Genomic DNA, 15,345 nt, shown 5'->3' with positions numbered 1-15,345 from the left:
GCATGTACAAACTTGAAGTCCAAGACCTGCATAAACGCTATGGCAGTCATGAAGTGCTCAAAGGTGTGTCCCTGGCCGCCGCGGCCGGCGATGTGATCAGCATCATCGGTTCCAGTGGTTCGGGCAAAAGTACCTTTTTGCGCTGCATCAACCTGCTGGAGCAACCCCACGCCGGCAAGATTCTGCTCAATAACGAAGAGCTGAAATTGGTGGCCAACAAGGACGGCGCCATGAAGGCCGCCGACCCCAAGCAACTGCAACGCATGCGTTCGCGCCTGTCGATGGTGTTCCAGCATTTCAACCTGTGGTCGCACATGACCGCGCTTGAAAACGTGATGGAAGCGCCGGTGCATGTGTTGGGCATGTCGAAAAAAGACGCCCGTGAAAAGGCCGAGCACTACCTGGCCAAAGTCGGCGTGGGCCATCGCAAGGATGCGTTCCCGGGCCACATGTCCGGCGGTGAGCAGCAGCGCGTGGCGATTGCCCGTGCCTTGGCGATGGAGCCTGAGGTGATGCTGTTCGACGAACCCACCTCGGCCCTCGACCCCGAGCTGGTTGGCGAAGTGCTCAAGGTGATGCAGGACCTGGCCCAGGAAGGCCGCACCATGGTGGTGGTGACCCACGAAATGGGCTTTGCCCGTGAAGTGTCGAACCAACTGGTGTTCCTGCACAAAGGCATCGTCGAAGAGCGCGGCAACCCGCGCGAAGTGCTGGTTAACCCGCAGTCCGAGCGTTTGCAGCAGTTCCTTTCGGGCAGCTTGAAATAGTCAAGACTGCTTTTGTGCACTGAAGTAGTGCATGCTTCGCAGTCTTGAGATAGGCCCCAATTCCTTGTGGGAGCTGGCTTGCCTGCGATAGCGGTGGATCAGTTGGCACATCTGTTTCTGATGCACCGCTATCGCAGGCGAGCCAGCTCCCACATTGGATCTCCATATGTTTTGAGATTTGTGTTCGTTTACGGGCTAGCATTGGCCTTTGTCTCCATTACTGTTACTCGCTTCGGATAGCCCTCCATGACCGCCCATCGAATTGGTTTCCTGATTTGGCCCAGCACAAAAGCCCTGACGCTTTCGCTGGCTGAGGAGGCTTTGCGCGTTGCTCAGCGGGTGCATCCGGACGTGGTGTACGAACTGTCTTTTTTGCTGGCGGAACCGCGCACCGATGGCGCTTGGCAATTACCCGGTGAGCCGTGGGCCGGCAAGCTTGAAGGCTTCCAGAAACTGTTCCTGCTGGCGGATGAGCCGCCCACCGTCATTGCTTCGCAACTGAGCACCGCGCTCAAGCAGTTGGTGCGCGCCGGTTGTGTGATCGGTGGCCTGTCGGCCGGTGTGTATCCATTGGCGCAGCTCGGCTTGCTGGATGGTTATCGCGCCGCCGTGCACTGGCGTTGGCAGGACGATTTTGCCGAGCGTTTCCCCAAGGTCATTGCCACCAGCCATCTGTTCGACTGGGACCGTGACCGCTTGACCGCCTGCGGCGGCATGTCGGTGCTCGACCTGCTGCTGGCGGTGCTGGCCCGTGATCACGGCGCCGAGCTGGCCGGTGCGGTCTCCGAAGAGCTGGTGGTGGAGCGCATCCGCGAAGGCGGCGAGCGCCAGCGCATTCCGCTGCAAAACCGCCTGGGCTCCAGCCATCCAAAGCTGACCCAGGCGGTGTTGTTGATGGAAGCCAACATCGAAGAACCGCTGACCACCGACGAAATCGCCCAGCATGTGTGCGTGTCGCGACGACAACTGGAGCGGATCTTCAAGCAATACCTCAATCGCGTCCCCAGCCAGTACTACCTGGAACTGCGCCTGAACAAGGCGCGCCAGATGCTCATGCAAACCAGCAAGTCGATCATCCAGATCGGCCTGTCGTGCGGCTTCTCCTCGGGGCCGCACTTCTCCAGCGCCTACCGCAACTTCTTCGGTGCCACCCCGCGTGAAGACCGCAACCAGCGGCGCAGCAGCAGCCCGTTCGAATTATCGTCGGTGCCTTCCGAGCGCGGCTGATCATTCTTCCATCGGCTGCGGCCCCACTACGACGATGGGCACGCCTTGCTCATCCACGGTGGCGGCATCTACCTGAAAATCAATGCCGGTGCGCGCGTAGTGCTGCCTCAGATAATTCAGGCTTTGTGGCGACAATGGGTTGCGGCTGAAATCGCAATCCTGGCCATAGGCCGTGGTCGCTTCCAGCAGATCGGCGGGAATGTCGCTGATCAGGTTGTCGCTCAGGTCCAGCGTCTCCAGTTCCGGAAGGCTGAACAGCCCGCGGGGCACCTGGTTTATCCCGGTGTTGCGTAGATGAAGCGCGCTCAACTGATGCAGGTTACTGATGTCAGGTGCCAGGCTCAGCGGGTTACTGGTCAGGCTCAGGTACTCGAGTTGGGTCATTTCGCCCAGCAGGTTGATGTCCGGCGCGGCCAAGGTGATCCCGCATTCTTCAAGGTTCAGGGTGGAGAGCTTCGGCATGCGGGCCAAGGCCACCGGCAACTTTCCGAGCCTGCAATGGCTGAGTGTCAGTGTTTCCAGTTTGGTGAAGCAGCGCAAAGTGCCATCGACACCGTTAGTCACGCCATTGCCGTCGATTTCAAGGTTGGTGACATGATCGAACGAGGCGTTCAGTTCCGGCAGGCGGCCTATGATTGATGTTTCGATGGTCACTGAATGGGTCAGGTCATCCGACAGGCTTTCCTGGTCCACCTCGCTTTCACGACGCCAAGCCTCTTCCAGCAAGGTCTTGACGCGCTGGCGCGCCAGTTGCTCCTGGGCGATGGTCTGATCATCTAGCAGGATGCCGAGGACGGGATGGCGGTCAGGTACGTTCAGGGCCCATTGTTGAAGGTCGGTGCCCAGTTGAGCGTACTCGGCTTCAAGCAGGGTCAATGCCGGGGCAACGGCGTCCATGTCGCCGGGCAGGCGGAAGATCGCGAGATCAGCTTCGGCGTCCGAAAAGGTCGGGTACAGGCTCATGACTCTGGCACGTTCTGTATTGGGGGCTTGGGCGCTGAAAGACTCGCCGTGGGTCTGGCAGTAGGTCTTGATCTGGTCCAGTGTCTGCCGTGAAAGCGGGTTGCCGGAAAGGTCGAACTTTCTTGCGGTTTCGGGCGTCACGCTGAATAGGGCCGGGGGGAGCTCGGTCATTTCATTGTCATTCAGCATAACCGCCTGCATCTGAGGGCGATCAAGCACGCCGTTGGGCAAGCGGTCGATGCCGGTGGCCGACAAGTCCAGATGGATCAGTTCCGGCATGGCCTGGACATGGGGTATCAGCCCCAGGGGATTGTTGTGCAGGTCCAGCGTGTTCAAGGCTTGCATTGCGCTCAAGCGGATGTGGCTTTGCGGGGTGAGCGTAATGTCGCAGTCGTTCAGGATCAGGCTGTTCAACGTGGAGAACGTGCTGATCTGTGGCGGCACGTCTCCCAATGGGATGGCCCTGAGTTCCAGATGGCGCAGCCGAGGGAAACCCTGCAAAAAACTATCGACGCCCAGTAGGCGGTGGCTGCCGGTTATAGACAGCAGTGAGACATGGTTCAACGTTGAGCCCGGATCCGGCAGGTCGGCTAACCCTTCGGCCTGAAGTCTGAGGCTATAACCGTTGGCATTGGGGTCCATGAAGTACTCGTCGCGTTCGGCTTCCCTGCGCCAGCACTCTTCCAATTGTTCGGCTACCAGGCGGCGCGTTCTTTCCTCGTAATCGCGTCGCTCAGGGGTCATGACACGCTGGGTTTCGGGGTCGATGGTGGGGATGGCTTCCTGCCAGGTTTGCAGGTTTTGGCGCAACATCCGGCGTTCCTCTTGCAGGCGCGCAAGTTCATTGCTGGCGCCGCCGGGTTGCGTTTGCAGGTAGGCCAGTGTGGTCTCTACCTGGGCATCGTCAAGTGCGGGAAACAGCTCGCGTACCTGCGCCGCCAGCGGCGGCGGGCCCTCACCGTAAGGCGTCTGGGCCTCATAGCCATCCATGCCGCCCAGAAGCTTCATGACGGTCGGGTCATACGTCGGTTTACGGACTGGGTCTGCGCTGAGCAGTTCGCGCAGTTGATTGCGCGCCACGGGGTGTTGGCGAATGCGCTGGCGCAGGCGTGAACCTTCACCGACATCCACCTGAAGGGCCTGGCGTTGGCTGTCGGGCAGCGCACTGAGAAGGGCCGAGTAAAAATCGGTGGGGGCGTTGAGCGTACCGAGGGTGTCGTGGAGCGTGTATTCGCCGGTTTCGCTACGCACCAACGTACGCACAATCGGCGCCTCGGCAGCGCCGACCTGGTCGCGCAGGTTGCCGGTGGCGGAGTAGTCCCTGAGCTCCAGGCGCACCTGGTTTGACCAGCCCGGCAGTGAGGGCAGCGAGTGCAGGGCCGCACGTTGGGTGTCCAGGCTCTCGCCGCCAAAATGCAGCCCTTCATACGCCCGGCTCAGGCGTACCTCTTCGAGGGCGTTGCGCGCAAGCTGGGTCAGGCGCGGTGGCGTGCGTTGGTTATCGAGTTCTTCCAGTTCCTGTGCGGTGGCGCGCTCCAGCAGTTTCTCCGCAACGCTGGCGGGCAGGTCTGGGGCGGCGTCCATGAGGCGTTGTGCCCGCGGGTTGCGGGTGGCTTGCAGGGTTGCGTAATGTGATTCGAACAAGGAAACGCGCTTTTCCTCGGCAATGGCCGCGAGTTTTTTTCGCAGATAAGCGGTGCGTGTGTCCAGGCTCAGGCGCGAATCACCCACCGCTGCGCCAAACGCACGGGCGGCCTCCTCAGGTGGCAGTTGGGTGAGTATTGCCTTGAGCAGACCGCCATTGTTCAACAGGCTTTCGGGTATTTGGATGGCGGGCAGTGAGGTGTCGCCAAACGTCCAGGCGGTTTTCCCTTGGGTATCGATAAATTGCAGGCGCCGGGTTTCAGGCCAGTAGCCGTAGCTGGTCAGTAACTGCAGGTTGGTCTGAGGGTCCACCTTGCCGTATGCCTGGGGGTCGTCGCTATCAAGCCGGTCGATCAGCGTTTGAATCTCCCGGTCGAGCCGCAAGCGGTCCAAGGCATCCGTGAGCAGGGCGGGGGGCGTCTCGCTGTTGACGTGCATTTTGCGTAGCGCGTTTTCGTCAACGCCGCTGATGTTCAGTGCCAGCGCCTGGTCTGCTTCGCTGATGCCTTCCACGCTGTACCCCAGACGGCGAAGCAGCGTTTGCCGGTCCCATTGCAGCGGTTGCTCCAGCTCTGTGTGCCAGGCGCCATGGCCGTTGTGATGCACGGTTGGACGGTAGGCGTCGGGACGCGAAGGGTGCTCGATGAGCAGGGACCTGGAGGCCGGGGCTTTTTCCACGGCATAGACCCCGGTGCCCACGGGCAACAGGCTTTGCTGGCGATGCTGGAACAGGCCTGCCTTGTCACGATAGGTTCCGGGAGGCACGCTGATCGGCTGTTCGTAAACCGTAAGGTCGGGTTTCCAGTAGAGCGTGCGGCCATTGGCGAGCGTTACCGGTTTAAGCCGGTCGATGAAGGCGACCAGGCGCTTGGGTAAAACCCTGCGGAACTCGCTGAGGGCAATGGTGCTGCCGACGGCGAAGGCCCCCAATTGCAGCAGCGCTTCAACCGCGCCCACCAGATGCTCGACGGCCTCACTGCCCACGCCTTCGCTCCAGTCGATGATCCCTTCGAACACCTCGTCGAGCAGTTGATAGGCCATATAGCCCATCATCAATTCGCCGGCAAACGGCACAAACGGCGCGATGATCAGCGCGGCGGCTTCCAGGATTGACGACGCGACGTTGACCCATGAATCCCACCGCGCCCATCGGGCATTGCGGTCGACGGTTGCCGTGGCGATTGCGGTGGTACGACCGTCGTTGAGGAGTTGATTGAGTTTGCGCTGGTACTGATGGCGCTTGAGGTCGCCGCTGCGTGGTGTCGCAACAAAGCGCAGCCGTGGATTATTTGTGGGCGTCTCCCGCCAGGTCGGCAGGCTGCTGCCCTGGACGTAAGGGTGCCAGGTCACCTTGTTCAGCAACTGGCCCAGGTTGGCAAAGAAAAAACCGCGCTGATCATGGGCCACAAAACGGCTGAAGAACTGTTGATAGCGTACGTCGCGCAGTTGGCGCACCAGCTCTTTTTGCATCGCCTGGGAGGAGGGGTATTCCTTGATCGGGTGATCGGGGTCGCCAGGTATGTAGGCCACGACACGCGCCGCTGAGCGGGTGGTCTCCAGGTTGGGGGCAAACACGATGATGCCGGGCAAGTCCGCGCCCATCAGGCTCAGGTCGTGGTAGTGCAGCGCCTGGCCGTCCAGGCGCATGCCGGCCAGGCCATCGAGCAGGCCCTGGATCAGGCGCAAATAATCCGGCTGGATGTCACCGGTGATCAAGGCCCACTGCAGTGCAGTCTGTAATTCGGTTTTCTGGCTGTGTTCAACCTTGCTGCGCACGACGGCCTTGGCGACGGGCTCGTTCAGGCCGAGCTGTTCGCGCAGGTAGGTGGCGTACAGTGCGCCGATGTCCAGATCGCGGCAGAGCTGGGCAAAGGCGCTGATGGACAGTGCGCGCTTGATGGCCGGCAACGTGTCGAAATGGCCCCTGGCGTCGGGGCGAGTGATGAAGGACGACTCCGCTTCATAGGCATCTGCCTGGGTTTCCTCGGGTTCAAAGTTGTGCAACACGGCGTCCAGCAACGACACCGTCCAGGTGCGCGCCGCGCCCGAACGGATCGGGAAGCCGGGAATCGTCTGCGGAATGTAGAGGCGCAGGAAGGTGTTTTTGACGTCCAGGTCCAGGTCGAACCGTGTCTTCAGTGCCAGGGTGAGGATTGGCTCGGCAAAGTCTGGGGCATCGAACACATTGGCCAGGGCGTGTTCGACCGTGTTCTGGGCGTCCCAGTGGGCGCTGGCCAGGCGTTTGAGTTCAGCGCGGTTGCCCGGGCTCGCATCGCGCACGGATTGAGGCAGGCGCGCAACGTTGCTGCTCAAGGCTTGGCGGTGGCGCGGGGAGGTTTCGCCCAGCCAGCGCGGCACGGCGTTTTGCAGCGGTTGGTAGTGGCTATCAGGTTGGTTCGATAGGGTGGCTTGCGGCGTTTGTTGTGCAGAGTCGAGCATGTTGCCAATCCTTGAGCGTCATAAAAGAGCGCCAGTAAATCGGCAAGCGATGGTGCGGCGGCGTTATTGGGTTATTGCAATAGGCATGGGTTGTTCTGGTCCCGGGGCGTTGTGCCGAAAAATCTGCCGCTGGTTTACACTGCGCCATTGCGACGCTATTTGTCGCATTGCCGTAAACCCGCGTAAAACCGGGGTTGGCGCTATAAGAAGTTGTCGCTTGGCGGCAAGGCCGCACTGAAAACTGTCCTTACAATCCCTGCATCGCCCGCCAGTTCCAGGCAGGCGTTCCTCTTCAGGAGACTCCGATGTCCGTTGAGCAAGCCCCGGTGCAACGTGCCGATTTCGACCAGGTCATGGTTCCCAACTACGCACCTGCCGCCTTCATCCCCGTGCGTGGCGCAGGTTCGCGCGTATGGGACCAGGCGGGCCGCGAGCTGATCGACTTTGCCGGCGGCATCGCGGTTAACGTATTGGGCCACGCCCACCCGGCGCTGGTCGGTGCGCTGACCGAACAGGCCAACAAGCTGTGGCACGTGTCCAACGTCTTCACCAATGAGCCGGCCCTGCGCCTGGCGCATAAGCTGATCGACGCCACCTTTGCCGAGCGGGTGTTCTTCTGCAACTCCGGCGCCGAAGCCAACGAGGCCGCCTTCAAGCTGGCCCGTCGCGTCGCGTTCGACCGTTTCGGTACTGAGAAGTACGAGATCATCGCTGCGCTGAACAGCTTCCACGGGCGCACCCTGTTCACCGTTAACGTCGGTGGCCAGTCGAAGTACTCCGATGGTTTCGGGCCTAAAATCACCGGCATCACCCACGTTCCTTATAACGACCTGGCGGCGCTGAAAGCCGCTGTGTCGGACAAGACCTGCGCCGTGGTGCTGGAACCGGTCCAGGGCGAAGGCGGCGTATTGCCGGCCGAACTGGCTTACCTGCAAGGCGCCCGCGAGCTGTGCGACGCGAACAACGCGCTGCTGGTGTTCGACGAAGTGCAAACCGGCATGGGCCGCAGTGGCCACCTGTTCGCCTATCAGCACTACGGCGTGGTGCCGGACATCCTCACCAGCGCCAAGAGTCTGGGCGGCGGTTTCCCGATTGCGGCGATGCTCACCCGTGAAGACCTGGCCAAGCACCTGGTGGTCGGCACTCACGGCACCACCTACGGCGGCAACCCGCTGGCCTGTGCAGTGGCGGAAGCAGTGATCGACGTGATCAACACCCCAGAAGTGCTGGCCGGTGTGAACGCCAAGCACGACCTGTTCAAGGCGCGCCTGGAGCAGATCGGCAAGCAATACGGCATCTTCACCGAAGTGCGCGGCCTGGGCCTGCTGATAGGTTGTGTGCTCAGCGATGCCTTCAAAGGCAAGGCCAAGGACGTGTTCAACGCGGCCGAAAAACAAAACCTGATGATCCTGCAAGCCGGCCCCGACGTGGTGCGTTTCGCCCCGAGCCTGGTGGTGGACGACGCAGACATCCAGGAAGGCCTGGACCGTTTTGAACGTGCTGTGAAGACGTTGACGCAAGCTTGATACGCCGTTCGGTGCTCAATCGATTGGGCATCGAACCTAAATTTTTGTGCCGGGCCTCTTGATTGGAGCCGTGAAGATCCAATGTGGGAGCGGGCTTGCTCGCGAAAGCGGTGTGTCATTCAACATTTCAGGTGACTGAACCACCGCATTCGCGATCAAGCCCGCTCCCACACTTGTCCTTCGCTGGTTTCAAATTCGTGCCTGGCATTTTTTCCTGTGAGTTTTTCGAGTTAAGGAGTGACACCATGCTGGTGATGCGCCCCGCGCAAATGGCTGATCTGGGCGAGGTACAGCGTCTGGCTGCGGACAGCCCGATTGGTGTCACCTCCTTGCCGGATGATGTGGAACGCCTGAGCGACAAGATCGCCGCCAGCGAAGCGTCCTTCGCGGCCGAGGTCAGTTTCAACGGTGAAGAGAGCTACTTCTTCGTGCTCGAAGACACCGACACCGGCAAGCTCGCCGGCTGCTCGGCCATCGTCGCGTCGGCCGGTTACTCGGAGCCGTTCTACAGCTTCCGTAACGAAACCTTCGTGCACGCCTCCCGCGAGCTGAAAATTCACAACAAGATTCACGTGCTTTCCCAGTGCCACGACCTCACCGGCAACAGCTTGCTCACCAGTTTCTACGTGGTGCCGGAGCTGGTCGGTTCAGCGTGGTCGGAACTCAATTCCCGTGGTCGCCTGTTGTTCGTCGCCAGCCACCCCGAGCGCTTTGCCGACTCGGTGGTGACCGAGATTGTCGGCTACAGCGACGAGAACGGCGACTCGCCGTTCTGGGACGCCATTGGCCGCAACTTCTTCGACCTCAACTACGCCGCCGCCGAGCGCCTGTGCGGGCTGAAAAGCCGCACGTTCCTCGCCGAGCTGATGCCGCATTATCCGATCTACGTGCCGCTGCTGCCGGACGCAGCGCAGGAAGCCATGGGCCAGGTGCACCCGCGTGCGCAGATCACCTTCGACATCCTGATGCGCGAAGGCTTCGAGACCGACCATTACATCGACATCTTCGACGGCGGCCCGACGCTGCACGCGCGGGTTTCGGGTATTCGTTCGATCGCGCAGAGCCGCGTGGTGCCGGTGAAGATCGGCGAGATGCTCAAGGGTGTCGGCCGCCAGTACCTGGTGAGCAACGCGCAGTTGCAGGATTACCGCGCGGTGATGCTGGACCTGGACTACGCGCCCGGCAAACCGGTGACCCTGGACCTGGACACCGCTGAGGCCCTTGGCGTCGGTGAAGGTGCCAGCGTGCGTCTGGTTGCGGTTTAAACACAGAGTTTCGCGGGTGGCTGGCAACAGCGGCCTGTTTGAGGAGATAGCATGATCGTTCGTCCCGTACGCAGCAGCGATTTACCGGCCCTGATTGATCTGGCGCGCAGCACCGGCACCGGCCTCACCACCTTGCCGGCCAACGAAGAGCGCCTGACCCACCGGGTTGGCTGGGCGGAAAAAACCTTTCGCGGCGAAGCCGGGCGGGGTGATGCCGATTACCTGTTCGTGCTGGAAAACGACGAAGGCCGCGTGGTGGGTATTTCTGCCATCGCCGGTGCCGTCGGCCTGCGTGAGCCTTGGTATAACTTCCGGGTGGGGCTGACCGTCAGCGCTTCCCAGGAGCTGAACATCTACCGTGAGATTCCGACACTGTTTCTGGCCAACGACCTCACCGGCAATTCCGAGTTGTGCTCGTTGTTCCTGCATGCCGATTACCGCAACGGCCTCAACGGCCGCATGCTGGCCAAGGCGCGCATGCTGTTTATCGCTGAATTCCCGCAGCTGTTCGGCAACAAGATCATTGCCGAGATGCGCGGCGTGTCCAACGAAGCCGGGCGTTCGCCGTTCTGGGAAAGCCTGGGCCGGCACTTCTTCAAGATGGAATTCAGCCAGGCCGACTACCTGACCGGCGTGGGCAATAAGGCGTTTATCGCCGAGCTGATGCCGAAGTTTCCGCTGTACAGCTGCTTCCTTTCCGAAGACGCGCGCAATGTGATCGGCAAGGTCCACCCCGATACCGAGCCCGCGCTGAGCATGCTCAAGAGCGAAGGTTTCAGCTACCAGGGCTATGTCGATATCTTCGACGCCGGCCCGGCGGTGGAATGTGAGACCAGCAAAATCCGTGCGGTGCGCGACAGCCAGTCACTGGTGTTGGCCATCGGCACGCCGGGGGACGACGCCACGCCGTTCCTGATCCATAACCGCAAGCGCGAGGAGTGCCGCATTACCGCCGCACCAGCCCGTCTGGCGGCAGGCACCCTGGTGGTCGATCCGTTGACCGCCAAACGCCTGCAACTGGTGGTGGGTGATCAAGTGCGTGCTGTTCCGTTGTCTGCTGCCCGGGAGTCCAAGTAATGAATTCGCTGTATATCGCAGGTACTTGGCTGACCGGCCAGGGTGAACTGTTTGAATCGCGCAACCCGGTGACCCAGCAGGTGCTGTGGGCCGGCAATGGCGCCACCGCCGAGCAGGTCGAGTCCGCCGTGCAGGCTGCGCGCCAGGCATTCCCGGGCTGGGCCCGGCGCCCGTTGGAAGAACGCATCAGCGTGCTGGAAACCTTCGCCGTCACGCTGAAAAGCCGTGCCGATGAAATCGCCCGTTGCATCGGTGAGGAAACCGGCAAGCCACTGTGGGAATCGGCCACCGAAGTCACCAGCATGGCCAACAAGATTGCGATCTCGGTGCAAAGCTACCGTGAACGTACCGGCGAAAAGAGCGGCCCCCTGGGCGACGCCACCGCCGTATTGCGCCACAAACCCCACGGCGTGGTGGCGGTGTTCGGCCCTTATAACTTCCCGGGCCACTTGCCGAACGGGCATATCGTCCCGGCGCTGCTGGCGGGTAACACCGTGCTGTTCAAGCCGAGCGAGCTGACCCCTAAAGTCGCCGAGCTGACCGTGCAGTGCTGGATCGAAGCCGGTTTGCCGGCAGGTGTGCTGAACCTGCTGCAAGGTGCGCGGGAAACCGGCATCGCGCTGGCGGCCAACCCGGGTATCGACGGTTTGTTCTTCACCGGTTCGAGCCGCACCGGCAACCACCTGCACCAGCAGTTCTCCGGGCGCCCGGACAAGATCCTGGCCCTGGAAATGGGCGGCAACAACCCGCTGGTGGTCGACGAAGTGGCCGACGTGGATGCGGCGGTCTACACCATCATCCAGTCGGCGTTTATTTCTGCTGGCCAGCGTTGCACCTGTGCACGCCGCTTGCTGGTGCCGGAAGGCGCCTGGGGCGATGCGTTGCTGGCGCGTCTGGTGGCGGTCAGCGCGACGATTGAAGTGGGCGCATTCGACCAGCAGCCAGCGCCATTCATGGGCTCGGTGATTTCCCTTGGTGCGGCGAAAGCCTTGATGGACGCCCAGGAACTGATGTTGGCCAATGGTGCTGTGGCACTGCTGGAAATGACTCAGCCGCAGGATCAGGCCGCGTTGCTGACCCCAGGCATCATCGACGTGACCGGTGTGACCGAGCGCGAAGATGAAGAGCTGTTCGGCCCACTGTTGCAGGTGATCCGCTACGCTGATTTTGCCGCGGCGATTGCCGAGGCCAACAACACCCAGTACGGCCTGGCCGCTGGCTTGTTGTCGGATTCCGAAGCGCGTTACCAGCAGTTCTGGCTGGAAAGCCGTGCCGGTATCGTCAACTGGAACAAACAGCTGACCGGCGCCGCCAGCACCGCGCCGTTCGGTGGGGTAGGGGCCTCGGGCAACCACCGCGCCAGTGCCTATTACGCAGCGGATTATTGCGCGTACCCGGTGGCGTCCCTGGAAACGCCAAGCCTGGTGGTTCCAGCCACGCTGACGCCAGGTATAACGCTGAAGTGAAGCTGACACTGATCTAAATGTGGGAGCTGGCTTGCCTGCGATAGCGTCACCTCGGTTTTACTGAAAGACCGAGTAGCCTGGATCGCAGGCAAGCCAGCTCCCACAGTTGAATGGGTTTACAGCTATAGATCTGCACCAGATGCCTATAAAAACAGATGTTCGTGGAGCCTCGCCGATGAAATCCTATGAAGTCAATTTTGACGGTCTAGTGGGGCCGACCCATAACTACGGCGGTTTGTCCTACGGCAACGTCGCGTCCCAGAGCAACAGCCAGCAGTCTTCGAACCCGAAGGAAGCGGCGTTGCAGGGCCTGCAGAAAATGAAAGCCCTGATGGACATGGGCTTTGTGCAAGGGGTGCTGGCGCCGCAGGAACGACCTGACGTGGCGGCCTTGCGTAACCTCGGTTTCAGCGGTACCGACGCCCAGGTAATCCAGCAAGCAGCCAAGCACGCCATGCCGCTGCTGGTTGCCAGTTGCTCGGCGTCGAGCATGTGGGTGGCCAACGCCGCCACTGTCAGCCCGAGTGCCGATACAGCGGATGGCCGCGTGCATTTCACCGCCGCCAACCTCAACTGCAAATACCACCGCAGCATCGAACACCCGACCACCAGCCGTGTGTTGGGGGCGATGTTTGCCGACCAGAAGCACTTTGCCCACCACGCCGCGTTGCCGGCGGTGGCGCAGTTCGGCGACGAAGGCGCGGCCAACCACACGCGCTTCTGCCGTGACTATGGCGAAGCCGGTGTCGAGTTCTTCGTGTTCGGCCGCAGTGCGTTCGACACCCGTTACCCGGCCCCGCAGAAATACCCGGCGCGCCAGACACTCGAAGCCTCCCAGGCCGTCGCACGCCTGCACGGCTTGAAGGATGACGGCGTGGTCTACGCCCAGCAGAACCCGGCGGTGATCGATGCCGGCGTGTTCCATAACGATGTGATCGCCGTGGGCAACGGCGAGGTGCTGTTCTATCACGAGGATGCCTTCCTCAATACCGAACAGATGCTGGGCGAACTGCAAGGCAAGTTGGGCAAGCTGGGCGGCAACTTCCAGTCGGTGTGCGTGCCTCGCGCTCAAGTCAGTGTCGAAGACGCGGTGCGTTCCTACCTGTTCAACAGCCAGTTGCTGACCCGCGCCGACGGCTCGATGCTACTGATCGTGCCGGAAGAGTGCCGCGCCAACGAGCGCGTCTGGCAGTACCTGCAAGGCCTGACCGCATCCGGTGGGCTGATCCGCGAAGTGAAAGTCTTCGACCTCAAGCAAAGCATGCAGAACGGCGGTGGCCCGGCGTGCCTGCGGCTGCGTGTGGCGTTGAACGAAACTGAACTGGCGGCGGTGAACCCAGGCGTTATCATGACCGCGCCGTTGTACGAAACACTGACCCAATGGGTCGACAAGCACTACCGCGACAGCCTGCGTGAAACCGACCTGGCTGACCCGCAGTTGCTGCTTGAGTGCCGGACGGCACTGGATGAACTGACGCAAATCCTTAAACTGGGCTCGGTTTATCCTTTCCAGATCAATTAACGCCACCTCTTTTTACACCCTAGGGCTGAGAACTATTTTATGACCACCGACACCCTGAAACTGATCCTTGAAGACACCGATGGCACCCAGCTGGAAACCTCCTGCACCCGCGTCGCCGTGGTCTGGCAGGGCAAGGAAATCTGGATCCAGCACGACGGCCGTGGCCAGTTGCTGATCGGTGTGGATGTGGAAGAAGGCGACGCCGAGTACGCCAACCTGCTGATGCGCCCATTGGCCACCAACCTGATGAGCCTGCAACTGGAAATGGAACCGGCCGACGTCGAAGGTGACGACGACGATCACGTCCACGGCCCAGGCTGCAACCACTAAGGAAGCTGCTTATGCTCGCCCTCGGCAAATTGCTTGAACTGACCCTCGCCGGTCGTGAACCGGCGCAAAAAATTCAACTGACTGTCGACGGCGTGCAGATGCGCTGGCTCAGCGAGGGCGCACTTGAAGTGCGCCCGCCGCAGGCCCTGGACAACGGCAGCGACGTGCTGCTGTCATCCGGCATCCATGGCAACGAAACGGCGCCGATCGAACTGCTCGACCGCCTGTTGCATGGCATCGCCCGTGGGGAGATCAAGCCCCGCACCCGTATTCTGTTCCTGTTCGGCAACCCCGAGGCCATGCGGCGCGGCGAGCGTTACCTGGAACTGGACGTCAACCGGCTGTTCAACGGCCGTCATGAACAAAACATCGGCCCGGAGGCCATGCGCGCCGCCGAGCTAGAGCAACTGGCCCGCAGCTTTTTCAGCCTGCCCGGCCGTTCGCGCCTGCATTACGACCTGCACACCGCCATTCGCGGCTCGAAGATCGAGCAGTTTGCGCTGTACCCGTGGAAAGACGGGCGTCAGCATTCGCGCCACGAACTGGCCCGTCTGTGCGCTGCCGGCATGCAGGCGGTGCTGCTGCAGAGCAAGACGTCCATCACCTTCACGGCGTTTACCTACGAGCAGCTGGAGGCCGAAGCCTTCACGCTGGAACTGGGCAAGGCGCGGCCGTTCGGGCAGAACCAGGGTGTGGATGTGTCCCGCCTGGAAACCCGGCTCAAGCAGATCATCGAGGGCACCGAGCCCGAGACCGCGAGTCTGGATGGCTTGCAGTTGTTTGCCGTGTCCCGTGAAGTCATCAAGCACAGCGATGCGTTCCTGCTGCACTTGCCGGCGGATGTGGAAAACTTCTCGCCGTTGGCGAAGGGGTATCTGCTGGCCGAAGACGTGGCCAAGACCCGTTGGGTGATCGAGGAGGAGGGTGCTCGCATCATCTTCCCGAACCCGAAGGTGAAGAATGGTTTGCGCGCGGGGATATTGATTGTGCCGACCACGGATGCCGGGTTGGCATAGAGCTTAAGGCTTAACCGGATCTACATGTGGGAGCTGGCTTGTGTGGGGGCTGGCTTGCCTGCGATAGCATCACCGCGGTGTGGCTGACACACCGAGGTGACTG

General features: G+C 61.4%; 10 protein-coding genes. 9 read left to right on the top strand and 1 reads right to left on the bottom strand.

The genetic code is table 11. The annotated features are described in order from the left end of the window. The first annotated feature begins 2 nt into the window (after positions 1 to 2). Together ACI77D_RS19385 and argR are read left to right on the top strand one after the other, a co-directional pair. A complete protein-coding gene (locus ACI77D_RS19385; RefSeq protein WP_003214336.1) occupies positions 3 to 767 on the top strand; it encodes an ABC transporter ATP-binding protein in 765 nt (254 codons plus the stop codon). 246 nt (positions 768 to 1,013) lie between these two features. Beyond that, positions 1,014 to 1,994: a transcriptional regulator ArgR gene (argR, locus tag ACI77D_RS19380; RefSeq protein ID WP_064453797.1), complete on the top strand. Its 981-nt coding sequence runs from the start codon at positions 1,014 to 1,016 to the stop codon at positions 1,992 to 1,994. Here argR and ACI77D_RS19375 read toward each other — a convergent pair whose 3' ends face one another. Next, the gene (locus ACI77D_RS19375; RefSeq protein WP_407017272.1) at positions 1,995 to 7,040 is read right to left on the bottom strand and encodes a dermonecrotic toxin domain-containing protein; all 5,046 of its coding nucleotides are present in this window, start codon (positions 7,038 to 7,040) and stop codon (positions 1,995 to 1,997) included. A gap of 305 nt (positions 7,041 to 7,345) precedes the next feature. On the opposite strand from ACI77D_RS19375, the gene ACI77D_RS19370 reads away from it, so the two are divergent. From ACI77D_RS19370 to astE, 7 genes are all read left to right on the top strand, one after another. Beyond that, entirely contained in the window at positions 7,346 to 8,566 is a 1,221-nt protein-coding gene (locus tag ACI77D_RS19370) for an aspartate aminotransferase family protein (protein WP_064453795.1), read from the top strand. Between the two features lie 245 nt (positions 8,567 to 8,811). Further along, a complete protein-coding gene (gene aruF, locus ACI77D_RS19365) occupies positions 8,812 to 9,831 on the top strand; it encodes an arginine/ornithine succinyltransferase subunit alpha (protein WP_064453794.1) in 1,020 nt (339 codons plus the stop codon). Between the two features lie 51 nt (positions 9,832 to 9,882). After that, complete coding sequence (gene astA, locus ACI77D_RS19360) at positions 9,883 to 10,908, top strand: arginine N-succinyltransferase (RefSeq protein ID WP_053257616.1); 1,026 nt, start codon at positions 9,883 to 9,885, stop codon at positions 10,906 to 10,908. Next, on the top strand, positions 10,908 to 12,374 hold the full coding sequence (astD, locus tag ACI77D_RS19355; RefSeq protein ID WP_407017271.1) for a succinylglutamate-semialdehyde dehydrogenase: 1,467 nt from the start codon (positions 10,908 to 10,910) through the stop codon (positions 12,372 to 12,374). The genes astA and astD overlap by 1 nt, the downstream gene beginning before the upstream one ends. A gap of 175 nt (positions 12,375 to 12,549) precedes the next feature. Next, complete coding sequence (astB, locus tag ACI77D_RS19350; RefSeq protein WP_221295502.1) at positions 12,550 to 13,896, top strand: N-succinylarginine dihydrolase; 1,347 nt, start codon at positions 12,550 to 12,552, stop codon at positions 13,894 to 13,896. Positions 13,897 to 13,935: 39 nt separating this feature from the next. Beyond that, the gene (locus tag ACI77D_RS19345) at positions 13,936 to 14,226 is read left to right on the top strand and encodes a hypothetical protein (RefSeq protein ID WP_003214319.1); all 291 of its coding nucleotides are present in this window, start codon (positions 13,936 to 13,938) and stop codon (positions 14,224 to 14,226) included. Positions 14,227 to 14,237: 11 nt separating this feature from the next. Then, positions 14,238 to 15,242: a succinylglutamate desuccinylase gene (gene astE, locus ACI77D_RS19340; protein WP_262666072.1), complete on the top strand. Its 1,005-nt coding sequence runs from the start codon at positions 14,238 to 14,240 to the stop codon at positions 15,240 to 15,242. Positions 15,243 to 15,345 lie beyond the last annotated feature (103 nt).

This window comes from Pseudomonas sp. O39 (assembly GCF_045447295.1).
In the GTDB taxonomy this organism is placed as follows: domain Bacteria; phylum Pseudomonadota; class Gammaproteobacteria; order Pseudomonadales; family Pseudomonadaceae; genus Aquipseudomonas; species Aquipseudomonas antarctica_A.
Note: the sequence above shows the minus strand (reverse complement) of the source record. Positions and strands in the feature narration are given on the sequence as shown.

Bases quoted from the DNA above. Each gene is read 5' to 3' on its own strand.
- argR (WP_064453797.1), top strand. From the start codon at position 1,014: ATGACCGCCCATCGAATTGGTTTCCTGATTTGGCCCAGCACAAAAGCC.
- astD (WP_407017271.1), top strand. From the start codon at position 10,908: ATGAATTCGCTGTATATCGCAGGTACTTGGCTGACCGGCCAGGGTGAA.
- aruF (WP_064453794.1), top strand. From the start codon at position 8,812: ATGCTGGTGATGCGCCCCGCGCAAATGGCTGATCTGGGCGAGGTACAG.
- astA (WP_053257616.1), top strand. From the start codon at position 9,883: ATGATCGTTCGTCCCGTACGCAGCAGCGATTTACCGGCCCTGATTGAT.
- astE (WP_262666072.1), top strand. From the start codon at position 14,238: ATGCTCGCCCTCGGCAAATTGCTTGAACTGACCCTCGCCGGTCGTGAA.
- ACI77D_RS19345 (WP_003214319.1), top strand. From the start codon at position 13,936: ATGACCACCGACACCCTGAAACTGATCCTTGAAGACACCGATGGCACC.
- ACI77D_RS19375 (WP_407017272.1), bottom strand. From the start codon at position 7,040: ATGCTCGACTCTGCACAACAAACGCCGCAAGCCACCCTATCGAACCAA.
- astB (WP_221295502.1), top strand. From the start codon at position 12,550: ATGAAATCCTATGAAGTCAATTTTGACGGTCTAGTGGGGCCGACCCAT.
- ACI77D_RS19370 (WP_064453795.1), top strand. From the start codon at position 7,346: ATGTCCGTTGAGCAAGCCCCGGTGCAACGTGCCGATTTCGACCAGGTC.
- ACI77D_RS19385 (WP_003214336.1), top strand. From the start codon at position 3: ATGTACAAACTTGAAGTCCAAGACCTGCATAAACGCTATGGCAGTCAT.